At 69.3% G+C, this 15,434-nt stretch carries 9 protein-coding genes; 8 read left to right on the forward strand and 1 reads right to left on the reverse strand.

What is annotated here, in order from left to right:
* Nucleotides 1-3: 3 nt before the first annotated feature.
* The gene (locus tag OG978_RS39710; protein ID WP_326769860.1) at nt 4-2,121 is read right to left on the reverse strand and encodes an alpha-galactosidase; all 2,118 of its coding nucleotides are present in this window, start codon (nt 2,119-2,121) and stop codon (nt 4-6) included.
* 154 nt (nt 2,122-2,275) lie between these two features.
* On the opposite strand from OG978_RS39710, the gene OG978_RS39715 reads away from it, so the two are divergent.
* From OG978_RS39715 to OG978_RS39750, 8 genes are all read left to right on the forward strand, one after another.
* Nucleotides 2,276-3,433 carry an ROK family transcriptional regulator gene (locus OG978_RS39715; RefSeq protein ID WP_326769861.1) on the forward strand — a complete coding sequence of 386 codons (1,158 nt, stop codon included), beginning with the start codon at nt 2,276-2,278 and terminating at the stop codon, nt 3,431-3,433.
* Between the two features lie 141 nt (nt 3,434-3,574).
* Nucleotides 3,575-4,849 (forward strand): ABC transporter substrate-binding protein, encoded by a 1,275-nt coding sequence (locus OG978_RS39720; RefSeq protein ID WP_326769862.1) that lies wholly within the window; start codon nt 3,575-3,577, stop codon nt 4,847-4,849.
* Nucleotides 4,846-5,838, forward strand: coding sequence for a carbohydrate ABC transporter permease (locus OG978_RS39725; protein ID WP_326769863.1), 993 nt, complete (start codon nt 4,846-4,848; stop codon nt 5,836-5,838). Before OG978_RS39720 ends, OG978_RS39725 begins: the two co-directional genes overlap by 4 nt.
* A gap of 5 nt (nt 5,839-5,843) precedes the next feature.
* Nucleotides 5,844-6,689: a carbohydrate ABC transporter permease gene (locus OG978_RS39730; RefSeq protein ID WP_326769864.1), complete on the forward strand. Its 846-nt coding sequence runs from the start codon at nt 5,844-5,846 to the stop codon at nt 6,687-6,689.
* An 87-nt stretch (nt 6,690-6,776) separates the two neighbouring features.
* The gene (locus OG978_RS39735) at nt 6,777-8,744 is read left to right on the forward strand and encodes a glycoside hydrolase family 5 protein (protein WP_326769865.1); all 1,968 of its coding nucleotides are present in this window, start codon (nt 6,777-6,779) and stop codon (nt 8,742-8,744) included.
* Between the two features lie 48 nt (nt 8,745-8,792).
* Nucleotides 8,793-10,547, forward strand: a complete 1,755-nt coding sequence (locus OG978_RS39740) for a glycoside hydrolase family 35 protein (RefSeq protein ID WP_326769866.1) — start codon at nt 8,793-8,795, stop codon at nt 10,545-10,547.
* A 79-nt stretch (nt 10,548-10,626) separates the two neighbouring features.
* A complete protein-coding gene (locus OG978_RS39745) occupies nt 10,627-12,306 on the forward strand; it encodes a glycoside hydrolase family 13 protein (RefSeq protein WP_326769867.1) in 1,680 nt (559 codons plus the stop codon).
* Between the two features lie 80 nt (nt 12,307-12,386).
* Entirely contained in the window at nt 12,387-15,428 is a 3,042-nt protein-coding gene (locus OG978_RS39750) for an alpha-mannosidase (protein WP_326769868.1), read from the forward strand.
* The last annotated feature ends 6 nt before the right edge of the window (nt 15,429-15,434 follow it).

The following is a 15,434-nucleotide window of genomic DNA, read 5'->3' on the forward strand; positions in this document are numbered from 1 at the left end:
GGGTCAGACGGTGCGGCGCAGCCGGATCAGGCGGCTGGCGTAGTCGCCGGCGGGTAGCCGCAGGTCGATGCCCCGGCGGGTCAGGACGGCGCCGCTGTGGGTGATGCCCTCGTCGATGTCGAGGTAGCGGGCCGCGGGGTCCAGGGCCGGCAGGGCGAGCCCGGGGGCCGGGTGGCCGAAGCGGGTTGCGGGGCGCCAGGCGAGGACGGCGTGTTCGGTGTCGTCCTGGGACGCGTAGTGCACGGCTGTCACTCCGTCGGGCCCGTGGAGGCGGTACTGGCGGCCGTGCTGGACCAAGGGGCGGATCTGTTTGTAGCGGATGACGAGCGCGGTGGCCCCGTCGAGCTCCTCCTCGGACCAGGCGGTGAGATCCCCGCCGAGGCCGAGCGCTCCGGCCATGGCGACATGGAAGCGGAACCGGAGAGGGGTGGTGCGGCCGGTGGTGACATTGGGGTTGTCGGTCACCCAGGCCGCCATGGCCTGGGCGGGGAAGAGCTGGCTGAAGCCGTGCTGGATGCTGATCCGGTCGACGGGATCGGTGTTGTCGGAAGTCCAGGCCTGGTCGGTGCGGGCGAGGATGCCGAGGTCGGCCCGTCCGCCGCCGCCCGCGCAGGCCTCGATGCGAAGGCCGGGGTGGTCGGCACGGAGGCGGTCCATGATCCGGTAGACGGCGCGGGTGTGGTCGATCCACAGCCGGTCGGGGTCCGGATGGCCGGCCCATCCGGCCTCGGTGACGACCCGGTTGGCATCCCACTTGAACCAGTCGACGTCGTAGTCGCGCACCAACTGGTCCAGAGTCCGATGGGCCCAGGCCTCGACTTCGGGGCGGGCGAAGTTCAGCATGAGCTGGTTGCGCAGTTCGGTCGCGTCCCGAGTCGCCGCATGGACGACCCAGTCGGGATGGGCACGGTAGAGGTCGCTGTCGCGGTTGACCATTTCCGGCTCCACCCACAGCCCGAACGCCATGCCCAGGCGGTGCACTTCGTCGGCCAATGGGCGCAGCCCGTCGGGGAATGCCTCGGGCCGGGGTGTCCAGTCGCCGAGGCCCGCCCGGTCGCTGGTACGGCCGCCGAACCATCCGTCGTCGAGGACGAAGAGTTCGGCGCCCAGACGTGCGGCCAGCCGGGCCAGGTGCAGCTGGCCGGGTTGGCCGACGTCGAAGCCGGTGGCTTCCCACGAGTTGTAGACGACGGGCCGGTCCTGGTCGGGGGCGGGCAGGACGCTGGTGCGGATGTGGGTGTGCCAGGCACGGCTGGCGGCGCCGAAGCCGTCGCGGGTGTAGAGGCCGGCGAAGACGGGTGTGTACAGGCTCTGGCCGGGCTGGATGGTCCAGCTGAGTCCTTCGTGACCGAAGCCGCCGGTCCAGGTGGTCCGGCCGACCGGGTCGCGGTGCACGGTGATGCGCCAGCTTCCGCTCCAGGCCAGGGCGGTGCTCCAGACCTCGCCGCGTTCCTCGTCGGCGGTGCCGTCGTCGAGGGCGAGCCAGGGGTTGGCATGGTGGCTGGTGACGCCGCGGCGGCTGGTGAGCACGGTCTCGGCGACTGGGAGCCGGTCGCGCTGCAGCTGGAACTCGCTGTTCCAGCCGCCCACGAGGTGGCTGAGCCGGTAGTCGGGCAGCGCCGGTACCGTCCAGGAGGCCGAGTCCAGCCGGTCGACGGTGATCGGGCCCGAATCGCCGGCTCCGGTGTGGGTGAGTTCCGCCCAGCGCTCGATGACGTCACTGCCGGGACGGACGCGATAGCCCAGTTCGGCGGCCAACGGGTAACGGCGGTCGGCCAGGTGCAGGCGAAGCTCCCCGTCCCGGACCGTGTGCCCGGTATAGGACCACTGGGCGCCGCGGGTGCCGTCGGCGAACCGCACCTGGAGACCGGCCGGCCCGAACCGCGCACCAGTCTGCGGGGCCAATTCGTCCGGGGCGGGGTCTGACTCGAAGCTGCTCGCGGCAGGTGAGGTGGCCGCGGGCAGTCCACAGAGGGCGTCGGTGTCGAGCATTTCCCCCCAGTGCAGATGCCGAGGGCTGCCGTCGGCGCCGATGCGCACGGCGTAGACGCTGTTCGGGGTCCGCAGGACCACCAGCCCGCGGGTGGGGTCGAAGGAAACGGATGAGGGCGTGGGAGGCACAGGAGGTCCCGAGGGGTGTCGAGCGTCGGTGAGGACCGGCAAACGGAAACGGCGAACGACGTTTGAAGTGGCCGGAGTTGGGCCAGAGCGTAGGGTCGCTCGAACGAGAAAATCAATACTGGACGAAGTTATTTATTTATCGTAGGTTGCCGCCGTGTTTCCAAACCACTCGCGACCACTGGTGACGGCACCGGCCGAAACCGCCATCCTCGCCCTGCTGTTGGCCGAAAGCCCGCTCAGCCGGGTGGAGCTGGCCCGCCGGACGGGTCTGTCCTCGACCGCTGTGACCAAGGCCGCGCGACCACTCATCGACGACGGCTACCTCCACGAACTTCCCCCGGAGCGCACCGCTCCAGGGGCCGGACGCCCCGTGAACCCGCTGGCCGTCACTCCCGACCGGGAGTTCGTCGTCGGTGTGAAGATCAGTGCCGACACCCTCTACGGCGCGGTCTGCGACCTGCGGGCCCACATGCGCACTACCGCCAGCCGACCGTTGGGCGACCGCGACCCGGCCGCCGTGTGTGGGCTGCTGGCCGAACTCGTCGCCGAACTTCTCGACGCGAAACCCGAGTACCGGGCCCGCACCCGGCACCTGGGCATCGCGGTCTCCGGCGACGTGGACCGCCCCTGCGGGCGTGTCCGCTACTCCGCGCTCCCCAACTGGCGCGACGTGCCGCTGGCCGACAACCTCGCCGCGGCGACCGGCCTGACCGTCACCGTGGAGAACGACGTCAAGGCCATCACCGCCGCCGAGCACTGGTTCGGCGAGGGCATCGGCACCGAGTATTTCGCACTGGTCACCATCGGAGCGGGGATCGGTTCCGGGATCGTCATCAACGGTGAGCTGGTCGCCGGTGCGTACGGCGTCGCCGGAGAAATGGGGCACATCAGCATCGACCCGGCCGGGCCACGGTGCCACTGCGGCCAGGTCGGCTGCGTCGAGGCCGTCGCCTCCAGCGACGCCGTCCTCGCCGCCATCCGCTGCGCCACCGACGACCCGGACCTGGACTTCGACGGCGCCGTTCAACTCGCCCGTGGTGGAGACCCCGCCGCGCAGAGCGCCTTCGCGAGGGCGGGCCACGCCATCGGCGTCGGCATCGCCACCCTTGTGAACCTCGTAGGTCCCGAGCGCGTCGTCGTCACAGGCGAGGGGCTCGACACCTACGACCTTTTCGGAATGCACATCAGGGACGCCTACGAAGCGCACTGCTTCAAAGCAGCGGCGAAATGCCCGCTGACCCTGCGTCCGCTCCCCTGGGAGGAGTGGGCCCGCGGCGCCGCCGTCGTCGGCATCCAGGCCCTCTTCCCCTGAACGAGTGTCACCATCCCGTTCGCCGGCCCAAGCTTCCGGCGCAACCGATGTCCATCACCGTCTGCCAACTGTGAATGCCGGACACCGGCTGCGCCGGACAACAACACGTACACCCAACCCTCTCAACCTGAAGGACGCGAAGTGAGCGCACGGAGCTCCAAGCTTAGCCGCAGAGGATTCCTCGGCGGATCCATCCTGTTCGTCGCCGGAGCAGCGGTCGGCTGCAGTACCGACCCGACCGGCGGTGGCTCCGCCGGGGCGAAGACCACCCTGAACGTCTGGTCCCACGCCTACGGCGAGGCCGGCACCCAGCAGGCCCTCACCCGCTATGCCACCGCGTTCACCAAGGCCAACCCGGACATCGCGGTCAAGGTCACCTGGACCCCTGGCGACTACTCCGGCAAGCTCAACGCGACCCTGCTCACCGACGCCGCCCCGGACGTCTTCGAGATAGGCGACTTCAGGGAGAGCCTCGCCCGGCAGGGCCAGATAGCCCAGCTGGACGACATCTACGGCAGCGCCAAGTCCGACTTCAACCCGGGCGCCCGCGACATGGTGACCGTCGACGGCAAGCTCTACGGCGTCAAGACGCTCGACGACGTCATGATGCTCTACTTCCGCAAGAGCGTGCTGTCCAAGGCCGGCATCACCCCGCCCGACAGCTTCGACGCGCTCGCCGACGCGGCCAAGGCCCTGAGCTCCAAGAAGACCAAGGGTCTGTTCGTCGGCCAGGACGGCCTGGGCGACAGCGCCATCCTGTCCGTGTTCTCCAACGGCGGCGACCTCGTCACCGCCGACGGCAAGGCGGGCTTCGGCTCCCCCCAGGCCGCCGAGGCCGTGGCCGGGCTCAAGCGCCTTCACGACGACCGGTCCCTGCTGCTCGGCTTCACCACCGACTGGTGGGATCCCGCCGCCCTCACCCAGAACGTCGTCCCGATGCAGTGGGGCGGCCTCTGGTCGATGCCCGCCATCAAGACCGCGCTCGGCGACGACTTCGGCGTCCTGCCGTGGCCCGCCTTCAAGCCCGGCGGCAAGCCTGTGGTGCGCGTCGGCGGCTGGAGCACCTGCGTCAACGCCAAGGGCAAGAACGTGGACGCGGCCAAGAAGTTCGTCCAGTGGCTCTGGATCCAGCAGACCGACCTCCAGACGGACTGGTCGCAGAGCTACGGCCTCCACATCCCGCCGCGCACCTCGGTCGCCGCCACCGCCGACAAGCTCACCCAGGGGCCCGCCAAGGAGACCGTCGAGCTGGCCGCCAAGTACGGCAGGAACAACCCCAGCACCTGGAACACTGCTGTGAGCTCCCTCTTCACCGCAGCTGCGGCGAAGATCGTCAGCGGGAAGGGCGATGCGGAGCGGCTCCTGGCCGACGCGGCCAAGAAGGCCCAGGGCGAGATCGACAAGCAGCGCGCATGATGAAGTCCGCACCTCCACCCACGCTTCACCACGAGCGTGTCGAGTGCTCCCCGGCCGAGCCGCGGGGCACCGCCCCCGTCCGCCGTTCCCGCCCGGACTGGCGTGCCTGGGGAGCATTCGCACTGCTCGCCGGGCCCCTGCTGATCGGCCTGGGCCTCTTCAAGTACGTCGCCATCGGCTGGAGCTTCCTGCTCAGCCTCAGCGAGGCCCGTGGCACCATCGCCCTGGGTCACTGGGTCGGCCTGGACAACTACCAGACGCTGCTCTCCGATGCGGTGTTCCGCAAGTCGCTCGGCCAGATCCTGCTGTTCACGGTGTTCATCGTGCCGGTGACGTTCGCCGCCTCGCTGGGGCTGGCGCTGCTGGTGCACCGGATCCGGCGCGGCCGGGCCGTGCTGCGCACCGCCTTCCTGATCCCGGCCGCCGTCTCCTACGTCGCAGCCTCCCTGCTGTGGAAGATGAGCCTGTTCAACGGGCTGCCGAGCGGCATCGCCAACACGATCGGCGGATGGTTCGGCATGGATGCCGTCCCATGGCTGCAGACCACCTCGCCGCCGTTGTACTGGGTCGTCCTCGTCACTCTCCGCCTCTGGCTCCAGGTCGGCTTCTACATGGTGCTCTTCCTGGCCGGGCTCCAGGCCATCCCCAAGGAGATGTACGAGGCCGCCGCCCTCGACGGCGCCACCGGCCTGCGCCTGCTGCGCAGGATCACCCTGCCGATGCTGCGCAACACCTCGGTGGCCGTCCTGATGCTGCAGTTCATCGCCGCCTTCCAGGCGTTCGACGAGTTCTACAACCTGTTCAACAGCGGGCTGTCCGGATCGGCCGCGGCCCCGATCCGAACCCCCCTGGGCTACCTCTACGACACCGCGATGGGCTCCCAGAACTACGGCCTCGGATCGGCCGGAGCCTTCGTACTCACCGCCCTCATCGTCGGCGTGACCCTGATCCAGGGCCGGCTCACCGGCTTCGGCAAGGGGGAGGAGTGAGCAACATGACAACAACACGACAACTGCCGCAGGTAGTACGCCGGTCCGTGCGCGGCCTGCTGGCCGGCCTGCTGACGGCGGTGTTCCTGGCGCCCTTCTACCTGATGCTGCGCAACGCGCTGATGGACACGCAGGGCCTGACGTCACCGGACTGGACCTGGTGGCCGTCGACGATGCACTGGGAGAACTTCACCTCGCTCTTCAGCGACCCCGCACTGCACATGGGCCAGGCCCTCGGCAACTCGTTGCTGATCGCCGCGATCACCGCCCCGGTGTCGACGCTCCTCGCCTCGGCCGCCGGATACGCCCTCGCGCGCATCCCGGTACCCGGACGCGGCGTCCTGCTCGCCCTGGTGGTGGCCACGCTGATGATCCCCGGCTCGGTGACGTTCGTCCCCACCTTCGTTGTCGTGGGCTCCATGGGCGGGGTCAACACGCTGTGGGGGATCATCGCACCCGGGCTGTTCAACCCCTTCGCCGTTCTGCTCTTCCGTAACTTCTACCTCCAGTTCCCCAGCGAGATCGAGGAGGCCGGACGCCTGGACGGGCTCGGCTGGCTCGGCCTCTACCGCCGGATCGCGTTGCCGTCGTCCGGAGCGATGCTCGCCTCGCTCGGCGCGCTCGCCTTCATCGACAGCTGGAACGCCTTCCTGTGGCCGCTGGTCATCGGCCAGGACCCGTCCGCGTGGACGGCCCAGATCGCCCTGTCGACGTTCCTCACCTCACAGACCATCAACCTGCCCGGCCTGTTCGCCGGAGCCGTCGTGACCATCGCCCCACTGGTGGCCATGTTCCTGGTCGCCCAGCGCTACATCGTCGAAGGCATCGCCACCAGCGGCCTCAAGGGCTGAGCCGCACCTGACTCCGGACCACCGGTCCGGGCCGCACCACCTGAAGATCCAACCCCCACACCCACCCCACCCTTGGAGGGGACAATCATGAGATCCGACAGGTCGGCTCCCGCCGTCAGGAGATTCTTCTCCCGAATCCTGCCCGCCACGGCAGCCGCGGTCACCCTCGTTCTCGCGGGAACCACCGGCTCCGTCGCAGCGCCCCCCAGCGTCGCCACCACCACCGCGACCACCACTCCAATGACCGGACCGCAGTTGGCAGCCTCCTGGACGGGGCCGTTGAGTACCCGCGGGCGGTACATCGTCGATGCCAACGGCAACCGCTTCAAGCTGAAGGCCGGCAACTGGGCCGGTGCCCAGGGCACCTGGGAAGGCAGCGGCGACGTCAACGACCCCGCGAACCACCAGGCGGACCAGATGTCGCACAACCTCCCGTTGGGCCTGGACCGCGCGCCGATGACACAGATCATGGCCGACTTCCACGAGCTCGGGCTGAACAGCATCCGGCTGCCGTTTGCCAACGCGATGATGCGCGACACCACGGTCGTACCGGACTCCGCGGTCGCGGCCAACCCGCCGCTGAAGGGAAAGACCCCGCTGCAGGTGTTCGACGCGGTGGTGGCGGCCCTGACCGCTGAGGGGTTCGCGGTCATCCTCAACAACCACACCACCTCCTACCGCTTCTGCTGCGGCCTGGACGGCAATGAGCGCTGGAACAGCGGCCAGTCCGCCCAGCAGTGGCAGGACGACTGGCTCTTCCTGGTGAACCGCTACAAGGCGAACAAGCGTGTCGTCGGCGCCGACCTGCGCAACGAGATCCGCCGCGACACCTGGGACGACCCCAACTGGGGCTGGGGTGATGACCACGACACATACGCGGCCTTCGAGCTGGCGGGCACCCGCATCCTGCAGGCCGACCCCGACATGCTGGTCATCATGGAGGGCATCAACTGGTATGGCATCCCGCTGGACGGGCTGGACTACGGCAGGCCGATGCTGACGCCGGTCCGTGAACTCTCCAACACTCTGATCACCTCGGGCAAGCTGGTCTACGCCGCGCATTTCTACGGCTACACCGGCCCGAACTATACGGGTGCCGACAGCGGACCGGGGCACACCAACGACTGGCCGTACGAGGACTTCCCGCTCGAAAAGCTGAAGCAACTGGTGCACGACGAGGCCCTGTTCGTCACCCAGTCCGGCCAGCACTTCACCGCCCCCGTCTGGATCAGTGAGTTCGGTGCCGGCGGCCGAGGGTCGCAGGACACCAAGGAGAAGACCTGGTTCGGCAACTTCACCGACATCCTGGTCGAGAACGACACCGACTTCGCCATCTGGCCGCTGGTCGGATGGACCGGTGCCAACGGCGCGCCGCAGGACACCTGGGCCCTGATCTCCTACGACACCGCCGGCAAACGACAGAGCCTCAGCGACTCCGGTGACTGGCGGTCAGCCGACTGGAACAAGCTGGTCAACGCCTCGGGCGTCTCCGGTCCGGTCGCACAGGTCAACCACTGGAACATGCTCAACCTCGACTTCCGCGACCACAACGTCTCCTCCCGCATGCTCGCCCAGGGCGACTGGAGCCCCGGCTACCGCAAGGGCAACTGCCCCGACAGCCAGCGCCTGACCGGTCTCGGCCGTAGCGACAAGCGCGGCCTGTGCACCGACGCGAACCAGCCCGCCAAGGGAGCCGGTGACTGGGTGGCCGTCCATGACGAGCGCTACGTCACCCACGGCGACTGGGCCTCGGGCTACAACAAACTCCAGTGCCCCGACAACACCTTCGCCGTCGGCTACAGCGTCAACGGCAACTCCATGGCCGGCCTGCTCTGCGCGCCGTCCGCTGCACCGCTGCCGCTCAACGGCCGCAACGTCTGGTTCGACCAGGGCAACAACCGCCCGGCCACCGGCGGCTCGGTCGAAAGCGACTGGGCTCCCGGCTACTACAAGGGTCAGTGCGCCGACAACGAGTACGTCGCCGGCGTCGCCTTCACCTGGAAGTGGAACCACGGCGGAGTCCCCGACGCACTGCTCTGCCGCCCGCTGAGCTGACCCACCTTCACCAGTTCCATCAGTTCCATCATCGAGGAGACCACGGCCATGCCCCGACTCGAGGTTGCCGCAGACGGCTTCCGTCTCGACGACCGACCGCTGCGGATCATCTCCGGCGGGCTGCACTACTTCCGGATCCATCCGGAACAGTGGGCCGACCGGCTTCGCAAGGCGCGCCTGATGGGACTGAACACGATCGAGACCTACGTCCCATGGAACCTCCACTCGCCCCATCCGGGACCGTTCCGGCTGGACGCAGGTCTCGATCTTCCCCGATTCCTCGATCTGGCCGCCGCCGAAGACCTGCACGTACTGCTCCGCCCCGGCCCGTACATCTGCGCCGAGTGGGAGGGCGGCGGCCTGCCCTCCTGGCTGCTCGCCGACGAGGACATCGAACTGCGCAGCCGCGACCCGCGCTACCTGAAAGCGGTGGACGACTACCTCGCTGCCCTGCTGCCGCCCGTCCTTCCCTACCTCTCCACGCGTGGCGGCCCGATCCTCGCCGTGCAACTGGAGAACGAGTACGGCGCGTACGGCGACGACTCCGGCTACCTGGAGGATCTGGCGGAGCTGCTCCACCGGCACGGAGTCGACGTACCGCTGTTCACCTGCGACCAGCCCTCCGACCTGGAGCGCGGCGGCCTCGACGGCGTCCTGCGCACCGTCAATCTCGGCAGCCGGGTGGACGCCGGGCTCGCTGAACTGCGCAAGCATCAGCCGTCCGGGCCGCTGATGTGCAGCGAGTTCTGGATCGGCTGGTTCGACCGCTGGGGCGGCACCCATGTCACCCGCAGCACGGCCGACGCCGCGGCGGACCTCGACCGGCTGCTCGCGGCCGGCGCCTCGGTCAACATCTACATGTTCCACGGCGGTACCAACTTCGGATTCACCAACGGCGCCAACGACAAGGGCACGTACCGCCCCACCGTCACGTCGTACGACTACGACGCGCCTCTGGACGAGGCCGGCGATCCCGCCCCCAAATACGCCGCCTTCCGCGAGGTCATCGCCCGGCATGCGCCCGTCCCCGAGGAGCCGGTACCCGCCCCCGCACCCAAACTCGCCCCGGCCGCCGTGGAACTCACCGCATGCGCCGGCCTCCTGGACCAGCGCGAGCGGCTCGGCAGCGCGGTGCACGCCGACCGCCCGCAGGTCATGGAACAGATCGGCCAGTCCTTCGGATTCATCCTGTACGAGACGGCGCTCCCGGCGGCCGGGCCGACCGTCCTCCGCATAGCCCAGGTGCACGACCGCGCCCAGGTCTTCGTCGACGGCCAGCCGGTCGGCGTCCTGGAACGCGAGAACCATGAGCACGCCCTCGCCTTCCACAGCCCCCGGCGCGGTGCGCAACTGGCCGTGCTGGTGGAGAACCAGGGCAGGGTCAACTACGGGCAGGGCATGCACGACCGCAAGGGACTGCTCGGCGAGGTCTCCGTCAACGCACTGGCGCCGGAGAGCTGGTACAGCCGGCCGCTGCCTCTCGACGACCTGGGCTGGCTGTCCTTCACCGCGTTCGAGCCCGCCTCGCCCCCGGTCGGCCCCACGTTCCACCGCGGGCACCTGGACATCGAGCAGCCGGCCGACGGCTGGATCGCCCTGGACGGCTGGACCAAGGGCCACGTCTGGATCAACGGCTTCGCACTCGGCCGGTACTGGTCCCGAGGACCGCAGACCACTCTCTACGTCCCCGCACCGATCCTGAACGCCGGCCGGAACGAGATCACGGTCCTCGAACTGCACGGTGCCACCACCCGCACGGTGGAACTGCGGGGTACTCCCGATCTGGGCCCCGTCGAGGACTGATGTCCGTGACACCGGACAACAGGCCTCAGCCAGTTGGACCGACCGGCCACGCCGACATGAACCTCCAAAAGGACCGAGAATGCCCCAGCCCCCTGCCAACGACCATGACATCGCCGCCCCGGCCGGATCCTTGGCGAACTGGTGGAGAGAAGCCGTCATCTACCAGGTGTACCCGCGCAGTTTCGCCGACGGGAACGGCGACGGCATGGGCGATCTCCCGGGCGTGCGCAGCCGGCTGTCGTATCTGAAGGAACTCGGCGTCGACGCCCTGTGGCTGAACCCGTTCTACGCCTCCCCACAGGCCGACGCCGGCTACGACATCGCCGACCACCGTGCGGTCGAGCCCACGCTCGGCACGCTGCTTGACGCCGAAGCGCTGATCCGGGACGCCCACGGGCTCGGGCTGCGCATCATCGTGGATCTCGTGCCCAACCACTCCTCCGACCAGCACGAGTGGTTCCTCCGCGCGCTGGAGGAGGGCCCGGGATCGGCGCTCCGGGAGCGGTACCACTTCCACCCCGGCAAGGGCGAGAACGGTGAGCTGCCTCCCAACGACTGGACGTCCGTCTTCGGAGGCCCCGCCTGGACCCGCACGAAGAACCCGGACGGCACCCCGGGCGTCTGGTACCTCCACCTCTTCGCGCCCGAGCAGCCCGACTTCAACTGGGAACACCCGGCCGTCGCCGACGAGTTCCGCTCGATCCTGCGTTTCTGGCTCGACATGGGCGTCGACGGCTTCCGCGTCGATGTCGCCCAAGGCCTGATCAAGGCCGAAGGCCTGCCCGACATCGGGCGCACCGACCAGCGGAACATGCTGGGTACCGAGGAAATGCCGTCCTTCGACCAGGACGGGGTCCACGAGATCTACCGCTCGTGGCGCCGGATCCTCGACGGATATCCCGGGCAGCGGATCGCGGTAGCCGAGGCCTGGACGCCGACGGAAGAGCGCACCGCCCGCTACGTACGCCCCGACGAGCTGCACCAGACGTTCAACTTCTCGTACATGTACGCCCCTTGGAGCGCTGACGAGTTCCGCCGGGTCATCGACGCCGCGCTGGAAGCCATGCGGCGCGTGGGCGCTCCCACGACCTGGGTGCTGTCCAACCACGACACCACCCGGCACTCCACCCGCTTCGCCGGACCACAGACCGGCAGCCGGCTCGCTGAGGCGGGGGGCCGAGCACTCGGTCTGCGCCGGGCTCGTGCCGCCACGTTGCTGATGCTCGCGCTGCCAGGGGCCGCATACCTCTATCAGGGTGAGGAACTGGGACTCCCCGAGGTCACCGACCTGCCCGACGAGGTCCGCCAGGACCCGACCTTCGCCCGCACCCGGGGGGAGGACGGTTTCCGCGACGGCTGCCGGGTACCGATCCCTTGGACGGTCGGGGGCACCTCGTGCGGTTTCGGTACGGGCGGCAGCTGGCTGCCGCAGCCCGAGGGCTGGGGAGCCCTCAGCGTCGAAGCCCAGACCGGCGACCCGGACTCGACGCTTGAGCTGTACCGCAGCGCGCTCACGGTACGGCGGGCGCACCCGGGGCTCGGCGCGGGAGACGCCGTCGAATGGACCGACGCGCCTGCGGGCGTACTCGTCTTCCGCCGCCAGGGCTTCGTCTGCACGATGAACACCACCGATGAGGCGGTACGCATCCCCGCCCCCGGGCGTCTGCTGCTCGCCAGCTCCCCGGTCGGCCCCACCAACGGCTCCCACGGCGCGAGCTTCGAGCTGGATGCGAACGCCACGGTGTGGTGGACGGTCTGACGTCCCCTGTTCCCACACCGCTCCTGTCGGCGAGCCGACCGCAATAAGATCACCGTCCTCCACCGACGACAGAGGATTCCATGCACAGCAAGCGACGCCTCACCGAGCAGCGGCTCTACCGGGTGCTGAACCAGCGCATCCGGCCCGCGGTCCACGCCCGCACCGTCCCGGTCGAGATCGCGATCTGGAGCGTGCCGGGCGAGCCGGTCCCCGTGGCCGACGGCCTGGCCGCACCGTACGAACCCGTGGCGCTCGGGCACCGGTGGGGGCCGCCCTGGTCCACGAGCTGGTTCAGGATCAGCGGCAGGGTTCCGCAGGAGTGGGCCGGCCTGCGGGTCGAGGCGGTCATCGACCTCGGCTTCAACGTCACCGGCGCGGGCTTCTCCACCGAGGGCCTGGTCTACCGGGCGGACGGCAGCGTGGTGAAGGCCCTCAACCCCCGCAACGCCTACATCCCGGTCGCCGATCCGGCGGTCGGCGGCGAGGAGTTCACCTTCTACGTCGAGGCCGCCGCCAACCCGAACCTGAACGATGACCACGTCCCGTCCCGGACCGGGGACCGGCCCTCCTGGATGACGGGAGTCGGCTCCGAGAGCGCACCCTTGTACCAGCTGCTCCGACTGGAGTTGGCGGTCTTCGACGCACAGGTGTGGGAACTCGCCCAGGACCTGGACGTCCTCGGGGGGCTCATGCGCGAACTGCCCGAGGCCGACCCGCGCCGCTGGCAGCTCCTGCACACCATCGAGCGGGCCCTGGACGCGGTCGACCTGCAGGACATCGCCGGCAGCGCCACCGCCGCCCGCGAGGTGCTGCGCCCGGCGTTCGCCGCCCCCGCGGCCGCCAGCGCCCACCGCTTGTCCGCCGTCGGACACGCCCATATCGACACCGCCTGGCTGTGGCCGCTGCGCGAGACCGTCCGCAAGGTCGCCAGGACGCTCTCCAACGTCACCCATCTCATGGACGACCACCCGGGCTTCCTATTCGCCATGTCCCAGGCCCAGCAGCTGGCCTGGCTCAAGGAGCACCGCCCCGAGGTCTACGGCCGGGTCCAGGAGAAGGCGAAGAAGGGGCAGTTCCTCCCCGTCGGCAGTCTGTGGGTGGAACCAGACACCAACATCACCGGCGGCGAGGCCCTCGCCCGGCAGCTGATCCATGGAAAGCGCTTCTACCTCGAGGAGTTCGGCGTCGAGACCGAGGAAATGTGGCTGCCCGACACCTTCGGCTACAACGCGGCCATGCCGCAGCTGATGAAACTGGCCGGGGTCCGGTGGTTCCTCACCCAGAAGATCTCCTGGAACACCACCAACAAGTTCCCGCACCACACCTTCTGGTGGGAGGGCATCGACGGCACCAGGATCTTCAGCCACTTCCCGCCGGTCGACACCTACAACGCCGAGATCACCGGCGCCGAACTCGCCCATGCCGTCGGCAACTTCCAGGACAAGGAGGCAGCCAACAGCTCGCTGCTCCCGTTCGGCTACGGAGACGGCGGCGGCGGCCCCACCCGGGAGATGCTGGCCCGGGCCGAGCGTCTCGTCGACCTGGAGGGCTCGGCCAGGGTCGTCATCGAGAGCCCCGCGGACTTCTTTGAGCGGGCACATGCCGAATACCCCGACGCGCCGGTGTGGCAGGGGGAGCTGTACCTGGAGTTCCACCGCGGCACGCTGACCAGCCAGCTGAGGACCAAGCAGGGCAACCGGCGCAGTGAGCACCTGCTGCGAGAGGCCGAGCTGTGGTCGGCGACCGCCGCCGTGCGCACCGGATTCGCGTACCCTTACCAGGCGCTGGACCGGCTGTGGAAGACGGTCCTGTTGCACCAGTTCCACGACATCCTGCCCGGCTCCTCCATCGCCTGGGTGCACCGGGAGGCGGAGCAGACCTACGCCGCCGTCACCGCCGAGCTGTGCGCGATCACGGACGCCGCCCAGCGCGCCCTGGCCGGCGAGGGCAACCTGCCAGTGGTCTTCAACGCTGCTCCGTTCGCCCGCGACGGTGTCCCCGCCCTCGGCGCCACGCTCCGGACCCGGCCGCAGGGCCGACCCGTCGCCCCGGTCCCCTGCCGGGACGGTTTCGTGCTGGACAACGGCCTGGTCCGCGTCCGGATCGATGCCCAGGGCCTGGTGACCTCGGCGTACGACATCGCGGCCGAACGCGAAGCGCTGGCCCCCGGCACCGCCGCCAACCTACTCCAGCTGCACCAGGACTTCCCCAACGAGTACGACGCCTGGGACATCGACGCTTTCTACCGCAATACCGTTCACAACCTCCTCGACGCCGACTCGGTCAGGGCAGAGGAAGGCGGTGTCCGGATCGTGCGGACCTTCGGTGACTCCTGCATCGAACAGCTGCTCTCCCTGTCCGAAGGCTCCCGGCGTCTGGACATCGACACCGAGATCGACTGGCACGAGAAGGAGAAGCTCCTCAAGGCCTCCTTCCCGCTCGACGTGCGGGCCGACGACTCCAGTGCGGAAATCCCCTTCGGACACGTCCGGCGCCCCACCCACACCAACACCAGCTGGGACGCCGCCAAGTTCGAGATCTGCGCCCACCGCTTCATGCACCTCGGCGAACGGGGGTGGGGCGCGGCTCTGGTCAACGACTCGACCTACGGACACGAGGTCACCCGGGACGTCCGCGCAGACGGCGGCACCACCACCACCGTCCGGCTCTCCCTGCTCCGCGCTCCCCGCTTCCCGGACCCGGATGCCGACCAGGGCCACCACCGCCTGCGCTACGGGTTCGTCATCGGCGCCGACATCGCCGATGCCGTCCGCGAGGGCTACGCGTTCAACCAGCAGGAACGCAGCCTTCCCGGCTCGACCGAGGTCCAACCGCTCGTCACCGCGGACAACGAGGCCGTCGTCATCGAGACGGTCAAACTTGCCGACGATCGTTCCGGCGACATCGTCGTACGCCTCTACGAGGCCCACGGCGGACGCGCACGAACCGTTCTGACCGCCGGCTTCCCGCTGGTGTCGGCGGCCGAGACTGATCTGCTGGAGCGCGAACTCGACCCGAGCGAGAACGTGGACGCCGTACAAGCGGACGGCCGAAGGGTGCTCCTGGCACTCCGCCCGTTCCAGATCCTCACTCTCCGGCTGAGGCCCCGGACGGGTGACTGACCGAGG

The organism is Streptomyces sp. NBC_01591 (genome assembly GCF_035918155.1).
Lineage (GTDB): Bacteria > Actinomycetota > Actinomycetes > Streptomycetales > Streptomycetaceae > Streptomyces.

Coding starts and splice junctions, on each gene's coding strand:
- OG978_RS39725 (WP_326769863.1), top strand. CDS start 4,846: ATGATGAAGTCCGCACCTCCACCCACGCTTCACCACGAGCGTGTCGAG.
- OG978_RS39730 (WP_326769864.1), top strand. CDS start 5,844: ATGACAACAACACGACAACTGCCGCAGGTAGTACGCCGGTCCGTGCGC.
- OG978_RS39735 (WP_326769865.1), top strand. CDS start 6,777: ATGAGATCCGACAGGTCGGCTCCCGCCGTCAGGAGATTCTTCTCCCGA.
- OG978_RS39740 (WP_326769866.1), top strand. CDS start 8,793: ATGCCCCGACTCGAGGTTGCCGCAGACGGCTTCCGTCTCGACGACCGA.
- OG978_RS39745 (WP_326769867.1), top strand. CDS start 10,627: ATGCCCCAGCCCCCTGCCAACGACCATGACATCGCCGCCCCGGCCGGA.
- OG978_RS39750 (WP_326769868.1), top strand. CDS start 12,387: ATGCACAGCAAGCGACGCCTCACCGAGCAGCGGCTCTACCGGGTGCTG.